This window comes from Serratia nevei, assembly GCF_037948395.1.
In the GTDB taxonomy this organism is placed as follows: domain Bacteria; phylum Pseudomonadota; class Gammaproteobacteria; order Enterobacterales; family Enterobacteriaceae; genus Serratia; species Serratia nevei.
On record NZ_CP149940.1, the window covers coordinates 605,690 to 621,854 of the forward strand.

15 protein-coding genes are annotated in these 16,165 nt (G+C 60.8%); 14 read left to right on the plus strand and 1 reads right to left on the minus strand.

Annotation, left to right across the window (positions count from 1 at the left end):
• Positions 1 to 7: 7 nt before the first annotated feature.
• From prfC to deoD, 11 genes are all read left to right on the plus strand, one after another.
• Positions 8 to 1,597 (plus strand): peptide chain release factor 3, encoded by a 1,590-nt coding sequence (gene prfC / locus V8N38_RS02825; RefSeq protein ID WP_087762943.1) that lies wholly within the window; start codon positions 8 to 10, stop codon positions 1,595 to 1,597.
• Between the two features lie 517 nt (positions 1,598 to 2,114).
• On the plus strand, positions 2,115 to 2,729 hold the full coding sequence (gene osmY / locus V8N38_RS02830; protein WP_087762942.1) for a molecular chaperone OsmY: 615 nt from the start codon (positions 2,115 to 2,117) through the stop codon (positions 2,727 to 2,729).
• Between the two features lie 161 nt (positions 2,730 to 2,890).
• Entirely contained in the window at positions 2,891 to 3,052 is a 162-nt protein-coding gene (locus V8N38_RS02835) for a DUF1328 domain-containing protein (protein WP_004857650.1), read from the plus strand.
• A gap of 68 nt (positions 3,053 to 3,120) precedes the next feature.
• Complete coding sequence (locus V8N38_RS02840; protein WP_147839718.1) at positions 3,121 to 3,306, plus strand: CsbD family protein; 186 nt, start codon at positions 3,121 to 3,123, stop codon at positions 3,304 to 3,306.
• A gap of 10 nt (positions 3,307 to 3,316) precedes the next feature.
• Positions 3,317 to 4,435 carry a patatin family protein gene (locus tag V8N38_RS02845; protein WP_060422316.1) on the plus strand — a complete coding sequence of 373 codons (1,119 nt, stop codon included), beginning with the start codon at positions 3,317 to 3,319 and terminating at the stop codon, positions 4,433 to 4,435.
• A complete protein-coding gene (locus V8N38_RS02850; RefSeq protein ID WP_060422321.1) occupies positions 4,432 to 5,214 on the plus strand; it encodes a TatD family hydrolase in 783 nt (260 codons plus the stop codon). Before V8N38_RS02845 ends, V8N38_RS02850 begins: the two co-directional genes overlap by 4 nt.
• Before the next feature lie 184 nt (positions 5,215 to 5,398).
• Entirely contained in the window at positions 5,399 to 6,676 is a 1,278-nt protein-coding gene (locus V8N38_RS02855; RefSeq protein WP_038881921.1) for a NupC/NupG family nucleoside CNT transporter, read from the plus strand.
• Positions 6,677 to 7,046: 370 nt separating this feature from the next.
• Entirely contained in the window at positions 7,047 to 7,826 is a 780-nt protein-coding gene (gene deoC, locus V8N38_RS02860; RefSeq protein ID WP_004933072.1) for a deoxyribose-phosphate aldolase, read from the plus strand.
• Between the two features lie 66 nt (positions 7,827 to 7,892).
• Positions 7,893 to 9,215 (plus strand): thymidine phosphorylase, encoded by a 1,323-nt coding sequence (gene deoA / locus V8N38_RS02865; RefSeq protein ID WP_019454991.1) that lies wholly within the window; start codon positions 7,893 to 7,895, stop codon positions 9,213 to 9,215.
• A 70-nt stretch (positions 9,216 to 9,285) separates the two neighbouring features.
• The gene (gene deoB, locus V8N38_RS02870) at positions 9,286 to 10,509 is read left to right on the plus strand and encodes a phosphopentomutase (RefSeq protein WP_049198074.1); all 1,224 of its coding nucleotides are present in this window, start codon (positions 9,286 to 9,288) and stop codon (positions 10,507 to 10,509) included.
• A 166-nt stretch (positions 10,510 to 10,675) separates the two neighbouring features.
• Entirely contained in the window at positions 10,676 to 11,407 is a 732-nt protein-coding gene (gene deoD, locus V8N38_RS02875) for a purine-nucleoside phosphorylase (protein ID WP_004933059.1), read from the plus strand.
• A 169-nt stretch (positions 11,408 to 11,576) separates the two neighbouring features.
• On the opposite strand, the gene V8N38_RS02880 is transcribed toward deoD, so the two are convergent.
• A complete protein-coding gene (locus V8N38_RS02880; RefSeq protein ID WP_060422328.1) occupies positions 11,577 to 12,260 on the minus strand; it encodes a YtjB family periplasmic protein in 684 nt (227 codons plus the stop codon).
• Between the two features lie 110 nt (positions 12,261 to 12,370).
• Here V8N38_RS02880 and serB point away from each other — a divergent pair, with 110 nt between their 5' ends.
• From serB to nadR, 3 genes are read left to right on the plus strand one after another with little or no spacing between them, the layout of a single operon-like run.
• Positions 12,371 to 13,348 (plus strand): phosphoserine phosphatase, encoded by a 978-nt coding sequence (serB, locus tag V8N38_RS02885; protein WP_016929162.1) that lies wholly within the window; start codon positions 12,371 to 12,373, stop codon positions 13,346 to 13,348.
• A gap of 19 nt (positions 13,349 to 13,367) precedes the next feature.
• Positions 13,368 to 14,753 (plus strand): DNA repair protein RadA, encoded by a 1,386-nt coding sequence (gene radA, locus V8N38_RS02890; protein ID WP_025159617.1) that lies wholly within the window; start codon positions 13,368 to 13,370, stop codon positions 14,751 to 14,753.
• A 58-nt stretch (positions 14,754 to 14,811) separates the two neighbouring features.
• Positions 14,812 to 16,083, plus strand: coding sequence for a multifunctional transcriptional regulator/nicotinamide-nucleotide adenylyltransferase/ribosylnicotinamide kinase NadR (nadR, locus tag V8N38_RS02895; RefSeq protein ID WP_049198077.1), 1,272 nt, complete (start codon positions 14,812 to 14,814; stop codon positions 16,081 to 16,083).
• Positions 16,084 to 16,165: the final 82 nt, after the last annotated feature.

Sequence of the window (16,165 nt, forward strand, 5' to 3'; positions counted from 1 at the left end):
GAAAACCATGTCTCCTAGTGAATTTGCCCGCGAAGTCTCCAAAAGAAGAACTTTCGCCATCATCTCGCACCCCGATGCCGGTAAAACCACCATTACCGAAAAAGTGCTGCTGTTCGGACAGGCGATCCAGACCGCCGGTACGGTAAAAGGCCGTGGCTCCAGCCAGCACGCCAAATCCGACTGGATGGAAATGGAAAAGCAGCGTGGGATCTCGATCACCACCTCCGTGATGCAGTTCCCGTACCGCGACAGCCTGGTTAACCTGCTGGATACCCCGGGGCACGAAGACTTCTCCGAAGATACTTACCGTACCCTGACCGCCGTCGACTGCTGTCTGATGGTGATCGACGCCGCCAAGGGCGTTGAGGATCGTACCCGTAAGCTGATGGAAGTCACCCGTCTGCGCGACACGCCGATCCTGACCTTCATGAACAAACTGGACCGCGACATCCGCGATCCGATGGAAGTGATGGATGAAGTCGAGCGCGAACTGAAGATCGCCTGCTCGCCTATCACCTGGCCGATCGGCTGCGGCAAGCTGTTCAAGGGCGTTTACCACCTGTACAAGGATGAAACCTACCTGTATCAGACCGGTAAAGGCCACACCATCCAGGAAGTGCGCATCGTCAAAGGCCTGGGCAACCCGGAGCTGGATGCGGCGGTGGGCGAAGATCTGGCGGCGCAGCTGCGCGATGAGCTGGAGCTGGTGCAGGGCGCTTCCCACGAGTTCGATCAGGAGGCCTTCCTGAGCGGCGAGCTGACCCCGGTGTTCTTCGGTACCGCACTCGGTAACTTCGGCGTGGATCACATGCTGGACGGCCTGGTGGCCTGGGCGCCGGCGCCGATGCCGCGCAAAACCGACACCCGCGAAGTGACGGCGGCGGAAGAGAAATTCACCGGTTTCGTCTTCAAGATCCAGGCTAACATGGATCCGAAACACCGCGACCGCGTGGCCTTTATGCGCGTGGTGTCCGGCCGCTACGAGAAGGGCATGAAGCTGCGCCAGGTGCGCACCGGCAAAGACGTGGTGATCTCCGACGCGCTGACCTTTATGGCCGGCGACCGTTCGCACGTGGAAGAAGCCTACCCGGGCGACATCATCGGCCTGCACAACCACGGCACCATTCAGATCGGCGATACCTTCACCCAGGGTGAAGACATGAAGTTCACCGGTATTCCGAACTTCGCGCCGGAGCTGTTCCGCCGCATTCGCCTGCGCGATCCGCTGAAGCAGAAACAGCTGCTGAAGGGGCTGGTGCAGCTGTCCGAAGAGGGCGCGGTACAGGTGTTCCGTCCGATCGCCAACAACGATCTGATCGTCGGCGCGGTCGGTGTGCTGCAGTTCGACGTGGTGGTGGCGCGTTTGAAGAGCGAGTACAACGTGGAAGCGCTGTACGAATCGGTCAACGTGTCGACCGCGCGCTGGGTCGAGTGCGACGACGTGAAGAAGTTCGAAGAGTTCAAGCGCAAGAACGAGATCAACCTGGCGCTGGACGGCGGGGACAACCTGTCCTACATCGCGCCGACCATGGTGAACCTCAACCTGACGCAGGAACGCTATCCTGACGTGACCTTCCGCAAAACCCGCGAACACTGATCGCTCGGCAGGGCGCCCAGTGCGCCCTGCACGCTTCTCCTATCCTCACTGCGCTAATTAATAAATCTTCCTCATATTTTATCCTGCGAACCGCTATCGCCAGGCGATGTTCGTTCGGCCTGCGTTTTCCGTCTGATGGTCTATCTTTAACGAGATGTCCGCACATTGCTTGAGAGTAAATCACTGTAATACGCTATTTGTTTGGTGAGTTATTCTGATGTGTTGCCGATAGGAGACAGTCAGTGTCTTTAAATATCAATGAGATAGCCATATTTCAGTTTTGTGTAACTTAGCCTGTCGTCAATAGACGACAGTTTTTTGATTAAAAATCCGACTGAAAGATTTTTATCTTTGATAATTAAGGTATTTTTTGAGTTGGCACGGCCGTTGCAACACTCCTGTCGTGAACGCTTAATCGTATAGCGATGATGAAGTATTTACCGAGAAGGCCGCGTGAAGGTGGCCGCAGGGTTCCGGCGCTTTGGCGTCGAGAGCCCCCAACAAAAGGAAGAGATCGATGAAAAAGACCAAATTTGCACACTCGCTGATGGCTGTCGTATTGGGTTCTGCTTTGGTAAGCGGCAGTGCGCTGGCCGAAGACAGTCTGCTCAACAAGGCGTCTAACGCCGCGGATAGTGCCGGTGCCAAAATCGATAGCTCCATGAAAAAAGTTGACGGTTACATGGATGACAGCGCGATAACGGCTAAAGTTAAAAGTGCGTTGGTGGAAGATAAGACCATCAAAAGTTCTGACATTTCGGTGAAAACCGAAAAAGGCACCGTGATCCTGAGTGGGTTCGTCGGCAGCCAGGCGCAGGCGGAGCATGCGGTCGCGGTCGCCGGTAAGGTGGAAGGCGTCAAGACCGTCAGCGACAAGCTGCACGTGAAAGATGAAGCCAACCAGTCGATCAAATCGTATGCCGGCGACACCGCCACTACCAGCGAGCTGAAAGCCAAGCTGCTGGCCGATGACATCGTGCCGTCGCGCAATGTGAAAGTGGAAACCACCGATGGTGTGGTGCAGCTTTCCGGTGAGGTGAAAACGCAGGCGCAGTCTGAGCGTGCGGAAAGCATCGCCAAGGCCATCGACGGCGTGAAAAGCGTGAAAAACGACCTGGTGGTCAAGCAGTAATTCCGCTAGGCACCCGTAACAAGCAACAACAAGCCGCATCTGTCGGGCCGTGAAGGCGGCCCGGCATGTAACACCAAAAAAAGAAACTGATTTGCCGTCGACGTCCCGTTGTCGGGGTGGTAGATGGCAGCGAATTTTTTCACAATGGTAAGGAGAAGCTTATGTTTCGTTGGGGCATTATCTTTTTAGTCATCGCGCTTATCGCTGCGGCGCTGGGGTTCGGTTCGTTGGCGGGCACCGCTGCCTGGGCGGCTAAAATCGTGTTCGTTGTCGGCATCATCCTGTTCCTGGTCAGCCTGTTCACCGGCCGCCGTCGCCCTTAGCCGGCGGGCATTTTCCCGTAAACTGTAACAAAGCTTAACTCCTTTTCTCACGTCGGGGAGGGCCGGCCATGAACAGCGACATCATCGTCGGGCGCTGGAAACAGCTGAAAGGCCAGGTATGGCAGGCGTGGGCAGAATGGTCAGGCAGCGATTATGCCTGGCTGACCGGCAGCAACGATTTCCTCGCCGGCGTACTGCAAGAGGATTACGGAAGAGAGCGAGACGCGGTATCCTCGGAGAAAACGTCTCACTGAGGATGCCAAGTTGGGATACAGAATACCCATCACGCTCGGCAATATAGAACCGCTGGCGTCTAAACCCTTTCGGCCAGGCAAGATGGCGCTGGTCTGCGAAGGCGGCGGCCAGCGCGGCATTTTCACCGCCGGCGTGCTGGACGAGTTTCAGCGTGCGGGCTTTAACCCTTTCGATCTGCTGATCGGCACGTCGGCCGGTGCCCAGAATCTCTCCGCCTATATCTGCGGGCAGGTGGGTTACGCACGTCGAGTGATCACCCGTTACACCACTTCTGCCCAGTTCTTCAATCCGCTGCGCTTCGTGCGCGGCGGGCATCTCATCGATCTCGATTGGCTGGTCGATACGGCGGCGGCGCAGATGCCGTTGGCGATGGACGTGGCGGAACAGCACTTTACCGACGGGCGCGAGTTCCTGCTGTGCGCCTGCCGCAGCGATGACTTTGAGCCGACCTACCTGCCGGCGCAGCGCGAACGCTGGCTGCCGGCCATTAAGGCCTCCAGCGCCATTCCCGGTTTTTATCGCCAGGGCGTGGAGCTGGACGGCGTCAGCTATCAGGACGGCGGCATCAGCGATGCGATCCCGGTGGAAGAGGCCTATCGTCGCGGCGCTGACACCATCGTGGTGATCCGCACCGTGCCCTCGCAGATGTACTACACCCCGCAGTGGATGAAGCGCATGGAGCACTGGCTGAGCGACAGCAGCCTGCAGCAGATGGTGCGTATCCTGCAGCATCACGAGCAAAGCTATCACCGCATCCAGCGCTTTATCGAGAAGCCGCCGGGCAAGCTGCGGATCTTCGAAATCTTTCCGCCGAAGCCGCTGGCCAGCAATGCGCTGGGCAGCCGACTGGGGTCGCTCAATCAGGATTATCACCTGGGGCGCCGCTGCGGCCGATACTTCCTGGCCACCGTCGGCCAGTGGATGGCGCAGCCGGAGCCGGACGGCATGAAGGTGAAAAAAGCGCTGTCGCGCCGCCTGATCCAGCCGGAGAACGTCAGAATGCCTTCGCCGATCGTGACCGATATCGTCATGCCGTCCGAGCTGGGCGCGCAGCCGGAGGCCGCGGTAGCGGCGCCGAAGATCATTCTGCCGGGTGATTTGCCGCCGGGTGAAGGGGGGGCGCTGTGAGTTACGCCTTTACCGATACTCACTGCCATTTCGATTTTCCGCCCTTTACCGGGCATGAGGCCGAGAGCCTGACGCGGGCGGCAAGCGCCGGCGTGCAGCGCATCATCGTCCCGACGGTCACCGCCGATCGCTTTGCCCGGGTGCTGCGACTGGCGCAAGATCACGCGCCGCTGTTCGCCGCGCTGGGGCTGCACCCGCTGTATATCGCGCAGCATCATGAGCCGCAGTTGGAGCAGCTGGCAACGCTGCTGGCCGAACGGCCGCGCAAGCTGGTGGCAGTGGGGGAGATCGGGCTCGATCTGTATATGGACAACCCGCAGTTCGAGCGCCAGCAAAGCGTGCTGCTGGCCCAGCTGAGGCTGGCGAAACAGCATGACCTGCCGGTGATCCTCCATTCGCGTCGCACCCACGATCAGCTGGCCGCGGCGCTGCGGCGCATGCAGTTGCCGCGTCGCGGCGTGGTGCACGGCTTCGCCGGCAGCCTGTCGCAGGCGCAGGCCTTTATCCGCCTTGGCTATTACATCGGCGTGGGCGGCACCATCACCTATGAGCGGGCGCAAAAAACGCGCGGCGTGATGGCGCAGCTGCCGCTCGAGGCGCTGCTGCTGGAGACCGATGCGCCGGACATGCCGCTGGCCGGCTATCAGGGGCAGCCGAATCGCCCCGAACGCGCCGCCGAGGTGTTTCAAACGCTGTGCGAGCTGCGGCCGGAACCGGCCGACGAGATCGCCGCCCACCTGCAACGCAATACTCAGGCACTGTTCGCCATGCCGGATTGATGGGTTTATAACGTGACTTGCGTCACGTTATAAGATTTTCATTTGCGTCTCGTTGTATACATTTGTGACATAAATCGGTGCGAGGGTGACCTCGCTCAGTATAATCCCCCCCGAAACACTCCAATAGCAGACCTCTCTTCATGAGCAGGGATGTACTTTATTTTTTGCAACAGGGAAACTTTGCATGCAACTCATCATGAGTCTGGTCGGTATGGCGGTGCTGATCGCCATTGCGGTGCTGCTCTCCAGCAACCGCCGGGCCATTAAACTGCGCACCGTCGTGTGGGCGTTCATCATCCAGATCGGCATCGGCGCGCTGGTGCTGTATGTGCCGCTGGGCCGCAGCATCCTCGGCAGTATGTCTAACGGCGTGGCAAACGTTATCGCCTACGGCAATCAGGGCATTTCGTTCATCTTCGGCGGGCTGGTGTCCGACAAGATGTTCGAGGTGTTCGGCGGCGGCGGCTTCGTGTTCGCGCTGCGCGTTCTGCCGGTGATCGTGTTCTTCTCCTCGCTGATTGCGGTGCTGTACTACCTCGGCATCATGCAGTTGGTGATCCGCGTGCTGGGCGGCGGCCTGCACAAGCTGCTGGGCACCTCGCGCACCGAATCGCTGTCGGCGACCGCCAACATTTTCGTTGGCCAGACCGAAGCGCCGCTGGTGGTGCGCCCGTATATCGCCACCATGAGCCAGTCAGAGCTGTTCGCCGTGATGTGCGGCGGCCTGGCCTCGGTAGCCGGTTCGGTGCTGGCAGGGTACGCGCAGATGGGCGTGCCGCTGGAATACCTGATTGCCGCGTCCTTCATGGCCGCGCCGGGCGGGCTGCTGTTCGCCAAGCTGATGGTGCCGGAAACCGAGCAGACCCACGATAAAGACGATGCGATGAAGCTGATCGCCGAAGAAGATCGTCCGGCCAACGTGATCGACGCGGCGGCTTCCGGCGCGGCTTCCGGCATGCAGCTGGCGCTGAACGTCGGTGCGATGCTGCTGGCGTTTATCGCGCTGATCGCCTTGCTTAACGGCATTCTCGGCGGTATCGGCGGCTGGTTCGATTATCCGCAGCTGTCGCTTGAACTGATCCTCGGCTGGGTGTTCTCGCCGATCGCCTTCCTGATCGGCGTGCCGTGGAGCGAGGCGATGACCGCCGGTTCGTTTATCGGCCAGAAGATCATCGTCAACGAGTTCGTCGCCTACATGAACTTCGGCGCCTATCTGCGTCCGGACGACGTGGTGGCTGCGGAAGGCCTGCAGGTGCTGTCGGCCCATACCAAGGCGATCATCTCCTTCGCGCTGTGCGGCTTCGCCAACCTCTCCTCGGTGGCGATCCTGCTGGGCGGTCTGGGCAGCATGGCGCCCAACCGTCGCCACGACATCGCGCGTTTCGGTCTGAAGGCCGTGGCGGCGGGCACGCTGTCCAACCTGATGAGCGCCACCATCGCCGGTTTCTTCCTGGCGCTGTAAGCCATCCCGGAGCCCGCGACGGCGCGACCGATCGCGGGACTCCGCCTATACTCTAAGCAACGCGGGTGCTTGCCGCACCCGCGATCTTCAGCCGCTTCTTTAGCGAATTTGTGAACGATATCGCGTTATTTTGTGATGCTCTTCACATATAATTCCGGTCTGTTACAGTGCTATTTCATATAGTGTGACGATGAACGCGAATCGCCCTTGGCATTCGTGTTCAAATAGCTATTACTGGCCGGCCGCAAGGCGGGTGGCCATGTGCGGTGAGAAGGATCTCAGTTGCCGCCGAGGGAACGCCGTTCCCCTGCGCTATCTTCATGGAACCAAGTCCGCTCGCCAACACCCAGGTACTCAGTTGGAGAGTTTTATGACCGAATTAACCGCAGCAGCGCAACGTGCGCTGAACCTGATGGATTTAACCACGCTGAATGATGATGACACCGACGAGAAAGTAATCGCCCTCTGTCGTCAGGCCAACAGCCCGGCCGGCCACACGGCGGCCATCTGCATCTACCCGCGTTTTATCCCGGTAGCGCGCAAGGCGCTGCGTGAGCAAGGCACGCCGGATATCCGTATCGCCACCGTGACCAACTTCCCGCATGGCAACGACGATATCGACATCGCGCTGGCGGAAACCCGCGCGGCCATCGCCTATGGCGCGGATGAAGTGGACGTGGTGTTCCCTTACCGCGCGCTGATCGCCGGCAACGAACAGGTCGGCTTCGAGCTGGTGAAACAGTGCAAGCAGGCTTGTCAGGCGGCCAACGTGCTGCTGAAAGTGATCATCGAAACCGGTGAGCTGAAGCAGGCCGACCTGATCCGCAAGGCGTCCGAAATCGCCATCAAGGCCGGGGCGGACTTTATCAAGACCTCCACCGGCAAGGTGCCGGTCAACGCCACGCTGGAAAGCGCCGAGCTGATGATGTCGGTGATCCGCGATCTGGGCGTGGCGAAGACGGTGGGCTTCAAGCCGGCCGGCGGCGTGCGCACCGCAGAGGATGCGCTGCATTATCTGCAACTTGCCGATCGTATTCTGGGCGAAGGCTGGGCCGATGCGCGGCATTTCCGCTTTGGCGCTTCCAGCCTGCTGGCCAGCTTGCTGACCGCGCTGGGCCACCAGACCCAGACCGCCGGCGGCGGCTACTGATCGATTTCGTTGGCGGGCGCCAGGCGCGCCCGTCTGCACCGACTCTCGGCGACACAGGGGGATGCTTTGTTCCTGGCTCAAGAAATTATTCGTAAAAAACGCGACGGCCAGCCGTTAAGCGAAGCGGAAATCCGCTTTTTCATCAACGGCATTCGCGACAACGTGGTGTCGGAAGGGCAGATCGCCGCGCTGGCGATGACCATTTATTTCCATGACATGAGCATGCCGGAGCGCGTGGCGCTTACCATGGCGATGCGCGATTCCGGTACCGTGCTGGATTGGAAGAGTCTGGCGCTGAACGGCCCGATCGTCGACAAGCATTCGACCGGCGGCGTGGGCGACGTGACCTCGCTGATGCTCGGCCCGATGGTGGCGGCCTGCGGCGGCTATGTGCCGATGATCTCCGGCCGCGGCCTGGGGCATACCGGCGGCACGCTGGACAAGCTGGAAGCCATTCCGGGCTTCAATATTTTCCCGGACGATAACGCCTTCCGCAAAATCATTCAGGACGTCGGCGTGGCGATCATCGGCCAGACCAGCTCGCTGGCGCCGGCGGACAAACGTTTCTATGCCACCCGCGACATTACCGCTACCGTGGATTCGATTCCGCTGATCACCGCCTCCATTCTGGCCAAGAAGCTGGCGGAAGGGCTGGATGCGCTGGTGATGGACGTGAAGGTCGGCTCCGGTGCCTTTATGCCGACCTATGCGCTGTCGCAAGATTTGGCGCAGGCGATCGTCGGCGTGGCCAACGGCGCGGGCTGCAAGACCACCGCGCTGCTGACCGACATGAACCAGGTGCTGGCCTCCAGCGCCGGCAACGCGGTGGAAGTGCGCGAAGCGGTGCGCTTCCTGACCGGCGAATACCGCAACCCGCGCCTGCTGGAAGTGACGCTGGCGCTGTGCGTGGAAATGCTGCTGTCCGGCGGCCTGGCGCAAGACGAGGCCGACGCGCGCGCCAAACTGCAGGCGGTGCTGGACAACGGCAAGGCGGCGGAGGTGTTTGGCCGCATGGTGGCGGCGCAGCAGGGGCCGATAGACTTCGTCGAACGCTACGATAGCTATCTGCCGGCGGCAACGCTGAGCAAGCCGGTGTATGCTGAAAAGCCGGGCATCATCAGCGCCATGGATACCCGCGCGCTGGGCATGGCGGTGGTTTCGCTGGGCGGCGGCCGTCGCCGGGCGAGCGACGCCATCGACTACAGCGTTGGGCTGACCGAAGTGGCGCGCCTGGGTGATAAAGTGGATGCCCAGCAGCCGTTGGCGATGATCCACGCCAACGATGAAGAGAGCTGGCAGCAGGCGGCCGATGCGGTGCGCAGCGCAATGACGCTGAGCGACAAGGCGCCGGAAGCGACGCCGGTGGTGTATAAGCGCATCACGGAATAACCCAAGAATCAGGAACGGCCGCGGCTTTTTCGCGGCCGTCCAAAGCGTGAGAACACGCAGGAGAGCACAGATGAAACGCACATTTATTATGGTATTGGACTCCTTCGGCATCGGCGCCAGCGAAGACGCCGAACGTTTTGGCGACCAGGGTTCCGACACCCTGGGCCACATCGCCGAGGTTTGCGCGCGCGGTGAGGCCAACGTGGGCCGCCAGGGGCCGCTGACGCTGCCTAACCTGAGCCGTCTGGGCCTCGGTAAAGCGGCGGAAGAGTCCACCGGCAACTTCCCGCAGGGGCTGGACCGCAACGCCGACATCATCGGCGCTTACGCTTACGCCAGCGAGCTCTCTTCCGGTAAAGACACGCCGTCGGGCCACTGGGAAATCGCCGGTGTGCCGGTGCTGTTCGACTGGGGCTACTTCACGGACGAGCACAACAGCTTCCCGCAGGCACTGCTGGACAAGCTGGTCGAGCGCGCCAAGCTGCCGGGTTACCTGGGCAACTGTCACTCGTCCGGCACCGTGATCCTCGATCAGCTGGGCGAAGAGCACATGAAAACCGGCAAGCCGATTTTCTACACCTCCGCCGACTCGGTGTTCCAGATCGCCTGCCATGAAGAAACCTTCGGCCTGGATCGCCTGTATGAGCTGTGCGAAATCGCGCGTGAAGAGTTGACCGAAGGCGGCTACAACATCGGCCGCGTGATCGCGCGTCCGTTCGTCGGCGATAAGCCGGGCCACTTCCAGCGCACCGGCAACCGCCACGATCTGGCGGTAGAGCCGCCGGCGCCGACCGTGCTGAAAAAGCTGGTGGACGAGAAAGGTGGTGAAGTGGTGTCGATCGGTAAAATCGCCGACATCTACGCCAACGTCGGCATCACCAAGAAGGTGAAGGCGACCGGCATCGACGCGCTGTTCGACGCGACCCTGATCGAAATGGAAAAGGCCGGCGACAACACCATCGTGTTCACCAACTTCGTGGACTTTGACTCCTCCTATGGCCACCGCCGCGACGTGGCGGGCTACGCTGCCGCGCTGGAGCTGTTCGACCGCCGCCTGCCGGAGCTGCTGAAGCTGGTGAAAGACGAAGACATCATCATCTTCACCGCCGACCACGGCTGCGACCCGACCTGGCCGGGCACCGACCACACCCGCGAACACATCCCGGTGCTGGTTTACGGCCCGAAAGTGAAGCCGGGCTCGCTGGGCCACCGCGAGACCTTTGCCGACATCGGCCAGACCGTCGCCAATTATTTTGGCCTGTCGCCGATGGATTACGGTAAGAGCATGTTCTAAGCCCTGTCTTTCAAGCCGCAGCGTTGTTAGCTTCACGCGTGAACCCCAGTCACTTACTCAAGTAAGCTCCTGGGGATTCACCCGCTAGCTGCCTGGCTGCAACTCGACATTCAAGGCTTAGATGTTTGACGTTTTTATTAAATAAGATTTCTAAAGGAAGAAAATTATGGCTACGCCGCACATTAATGCTGAGATGGGTGATTTCGCTGACGTAGTACTGATGCCGGGCGATCCGCTGCGTGCAAAATACATCGCCGAAACCTTCCTGGAAGGCGCAGTGGAAGTGAACAACGTGCGCGGCATGTTGGGCTTCACCGGCACCTACAAAGGCCGCCGCATCTCCGTAATGGGCCACGGCATGGGCATCCCGTCCTGCTCCATCTATGCGCGTGAGCTGATCGCCGAATTCGGCGTGAAGAAGATCATTCGCGTGGGCTCCTGCGGCGCGGTGCGTGACGATATCAAACTGCGTGACGTGGTGATCGGCATGGGCGCGTGCACCGACTCCAAGGTGAACCGTCTGCGCTTCAAGGACAACGACTACGCGGCGATCGCCGACTTCGACATGGTGCGCAACGCGGTCGACGCGGCGGCGGCGCAGGGCATCCCGGCGCGCGTGGGCAACATCTTCTCCGCCGATCTGTTCTACACGCCGGATCCGGACATGTTCCAGGTGATGAAGAAGTACGGCATCCTGGGCGTGGAAATGGAAGCGGCCGGCATCTACGGCGTGGCGGCGGAGCTGTACGAAGAGTTCGGCTGCAAGGCGCTGACCATCTGCACCGTGTCCGACCACATCCTGCGTCACGAAGCGACCACGGCGGCGGAACGCCAGACCACCTTTAACGAAATGATCGTTATCGCGCTGGAATCCGTGCTGCTGGGCGACAAAGCGTAATACCCCGGCGGGCGTCATCATGGCGCCCGCCCGTCAATCTATTCATTCCGCTTGGCCAGTTTTGGCTAACGCTTTACCTTTCAATTGGTTGTGGATCCCGTTGTTACGGACAATCTATTCACCGAAAGGACAAGAAAACGGCACGAGCGCATTCAGCGCCCAGCCTGAGTTACCCCTGCTTCGGCGCTTCCTGTTTTTTCTCCGGCGCATCCTCTTCGTCGTCTTCCACCGTATTGCCTTCTGCCAACGGCGTGTTGGCGGTCAACAGGTACGGCGACTGCTGCCAGCGGCTGCGGCGGTGTTGCAGCAGGGTGCGCGCCAGAATGATGCCGATCGCCAGCGCCAGCAGGATCATCAGGCGCAGCAGGTTGGTGGTGTTGTCCACCTGCTTGGATTCGGTCGCCAACACGTGGGTGTCGAGGGTGATGCGGATAAAGCCGATCGGGCCGTCTTTGCCCTGAATGGATTCGACCAACTGGTGGTTGAAGTAGCTGCCGGCGCGTTTGCCGTCGAGCGACAGGCGATCGCGTATACTTATCTGTTCCCCGGCGTGGGAGACCAGCGTGCCGTCCAGCTGATACACGCTGACGTCGAGAATGCGGCTGTGATCGGTGAGCTGCTTGAGGATGGCGTCGATGCGCGGGGTGTTGCCGTCGTCGTCCAGCAGCGGCGCCAGGCTGTAGGCGACCTGTTTGGTCAGCGTCTGCGCCAGTTCTTCAACCTGCTCGGATCGCGCCATTTGGTGACTCAGGCTAAAATAAGAGGCGCCCTGCATCAGCAGCACCAGCAAAGCCAGGCAAATCAGGATAATAGCGGTGCGGTGCAGGCGAAATTTCAGTTTAGCGCGAGCCATGCAGGTTCCTTGGGCATCGGGGACACTTTATGTTGCCAGAACCGCTGGCGATAGGATAGCTTGATGCGTCGTTTTATCATGCAGCGTTTTTGTCCATTCAGGAGTCAATGATGTCAAACAGTCTGACCTATTGCGATCTTCCGGCGGAGATCTCTCAATGGCCGGGTCTTCCCCTTTCGCTCAGCGGCGACGAAGTGATGCCGCTGGACTACCGGGCGGGCAATACCGGGTGGCTGTTATACGGCAGAAAGCTGGACAAGGCGCGCATTACGCAATTCCAACGTAAGCTCGGCGCGGCGATGGTGATCGTCACCGCCTGGGGCGTGGACGACTATCAGGTGGTGCGGTTGGCGGGCACGTTGACGCCGCGCGCCAAGCTGTTGGCGGCGGAGAGCGGGCTGGACGTGGCGCCGCTCGGCAAGATCCCACACCTGCGCACGCCGGGGCTGCTGGTGATGGACATGGATTCGACGGCGATCGAGATCGAGTGCATCGACGAGATCGCCAAGCTGGCGGGCGTCGGCGAGCAGGTGGCGGAAGTCACCGAGCGCGCGATGCGCGGCGAGCTGGACTTTACCGCCAGCCTGCGCCAGCGCGTCGGCACGCTGAAAGGGGCCGACGCCAACATCCTCAAGCAGGTGCGCGACGAGCTGCCGCTGATGCCGGGGCTGACCAGCCTGGTGGGCAAGCTGCAGGCGATGGGCTGGCATGTGGCGATCGCCTCCGGCGGCTTCACCTACTATGCCGAATACCTGCGCAACCGGCTGCGGCTGGTGGCGGCAGCGGCCAATGAGCTGGAGATCCGCGACGGCAAGCTGACCGGCGAAGTGCTGGGGCCGGTGGTGGACGCACAGTTCAAAGCCGACACGCTGCTGCGGCTGGCGGAGAAGCTTGAGATCCCGCTGGCGCAGACCGTGGCCATCGGCGACGGCGCCAACGATTTGAAAATGATGCAGGCGGCGGGGTTGGGCATCGCCTACCACGCCAAACCGAAAGTGTATGAAAAAGCGCAGGTGGCGATCCGGCATGCGGATCTGATGGGCGTGCTGTGTATTCTCACCGGCAGCCTGAAACACGAAGTGCGATAACGAAAGATTGAGGTAAGACGTGGCAAAAGCGGCAAAACGGGCATTTGTGTGCAATGAGTGCGGGGCGGACTATCCGCGTTGGCAGGGGCAGTGCAGCGCCTGTCATGCCTGGAACACCATCACGGAAGTGCGTTTGGCCGCGTCGCCCGCAGCGGCGCGCAACGATCGCCTCAGCGGTTATGCCGGCGACGCCGGCGTCAGCAAGGTACAGAAGCTGTCGGAAATCAGCCTTGAGGCTCTGCCGCGCTTCACCACCGGCTTTCTCGAGTTCGACCGCGTGCTGGGCGGCGGCGTGGTGCCCGGCAGCGCCATTCTGATCGGCGGCAACCCCGGCGCCGGCAAGAGCACCCTGTTGCTGCAGGTGCTGTGCAAACTGTCCGAACAGATGAAAACCCTGTACGTCACCGGCGAGGAGTCGCTGCAGCAGGTGGCGATGCGCGCTCACCGTCTGGGGCTGCCGACCGGCGGCCTGAACATGCTGTCGGAAACCAGCATCGAGCAGATCTGCCTGATCGCCGAGCAGGAGCAGCCGAAGCTGATGGTGATCGACTCGATCCAGGTGATGCACATGGCGGACATTCAGTCTTCGCCGGGCAGCGTGGCGCAGGTGCGGGAAACCGCCGCCTATCTGACGCGCTTCGCCAAGACGCGCGGCGTGGCGATCGTCATGGTCGGCCACGTCACCAAAGACGGCTCGCTGGCCGGGCCGAAAGTGCTGGAACACTGTATCGACTGTTCGGTGCTGCTGGATGGCGACGCCGATTCCCGCTTCCGCACTCTGCGCAGCCACAAGAACCGCTTCGGCGCGGTCAACGAGCTGGGCGTGTTTGCCATGACCGAACAGGGGCTGCGCGAAGTCAGCAACCCTTCGGCGATCTTCCTCAGCCGCGGCGACGAAGTCACCTCCGGTAGCTCGGTGATGGTGGTGTGGGAAGGTACCCGGCCGCTGCTGGTGGAGATCCAGGCGCTGGTGGATCACTCGATGATGTCCAACCCGCGCCGCGTGGCGGTGGGCCTGGAGCAGAACCGGTTGGCGATCCTGCTGGCGGTGCTGCACCGGCACGGCGGGCTGCAGATGTCGGATCAGGACGTGTTCGTCAACGTGGTCGGCGGGGTAAAGGTCAGCGAGACCAGCGCCGATCTGGCGCTGCTGATGTCGCTGGTTTCGAGCCTGCGCGATCGGCCGCTGCCGAACGATCTGGTGGTGTTCGGCGAAGTGGGGTTGGCGGGGGAGATCCGCCCGGTGCCGAGCGGCCAGGAGCGCATCTCCGAAGCGGCCAAGCACGGCTTCAAGCGCGCCATCGTGCCGCACGGCAACATGCCGAAGAAGCCGCCGGCCAACATGCAGGTGTTCGGGGTCAAGAAGCTGGCGGACGCGCTGGACGTGCTGGAAGAGTTTTATTAATGTCGCCGACGGCGAGAAAGATATGCTATTTTGTTTAGCATACTAAACGGAGGTGGCCATGCCGCAATTTGATTACCTGAAGACGTCCATTAAGCAAAAGGGCTGTACTTTGCAGCAGGTGGCGGATGCCAGCGGCATGACCAAAGGCTATCTCAGCCAGCTGTTGAACGACAAGATCAAAAGCCCGAGCGCGCAAAAGCTCGAGGCGCTGCACCGTTTTCTCGGGCTGGAGTTCCCGCGTAAAGAGGTTAAAGTCGGCGTGGTGTTTGGTAAATTTTACCCGCTGCACACCGGCCACATCTACCTGATCCAGCGCGCCTGCAGCCAGGTGGACGAGCTGCACGTTATCTTGTGCCATGACGAGCCGCGCGATCGCGAGCTGTTCGAGAACAGTTCGATGTCGCAACAGCCGACGGTCAGCGATCGCCTGCGCTGGCTGCTGCAGACCTTCAAGTACCAGAAAAACATCCATATCCACTCGTTCGACGAACAGGGCATCGAACCCTATCCGCACGGCTGGAACGTGTGGAGCGACGGCATGAAGGCCTTTATGGAACAGAAGGGCATCGTGCCGAGCTTCATCTATTCCAGCGAAGCGCAGGATGCGCCGCGCTACCGCGAGCATCTGGGCATCGAAACCATTTTGGTCGACCCCGAGCGTTCGTTCATGAACATCAGCGGCAATCAGATCCGCCAAGATCCGTTCCGCTATTGGGACTACATCCCGACCGAGGTGAAGCCGTTCTTCGTGCGCACCGTAGCGATCCTCGGCGGCGAATCGAGCGGCAAGTCGACGTTGGTCAACAAGTTGGCCAACATCTTCAACACCACCAGTGCCTGGGAATATGGCCGCGATTACGTGTTTTCGCACCTGGGCGGCGACGAGATGGCGCTGCAGTATTCCGACTACGACAAAATTGCCCTCGGGCAGGCGCAATACGTGGATTTCGCGGTCAAGTACGCCAACAAGGTGGCGTTTATCGATACCGATTTCGTGACTACGCAGGCATTTTGCAAAAAGTACGAAGGGCGTGAACACCCCTTCGTGCAGGCGCTGATCGACGAATACCGTTTCGATCTGGTGATCCTGCTGGAAAACAACACGCCGTGGGTGGCGGACGGCCTGCGCAGCCTCGGCAGCACCGCCGATCGCCTGGCGTTCCAGCGCCTGCTGGAGGAGATGCTGCGCGCCAACAACATCGAGTACGTGCACGTTGAGTCCAGCGATTACGAAGAGCGTTTCCTGCGCTGCGTCGAGCTGGTGCAACAGCTGCTGGCGGCGGACGCCGGCCGGTTGAGCGCGCCCGCCCATCGTCACGCGGCAGGCTGAGTAAAATTAGCGTAATGTGCGATCGATGCGGCAGAAACGCCACCCAGGCGCACATTTAACGGCTTGTTTAAACATGGTTCAT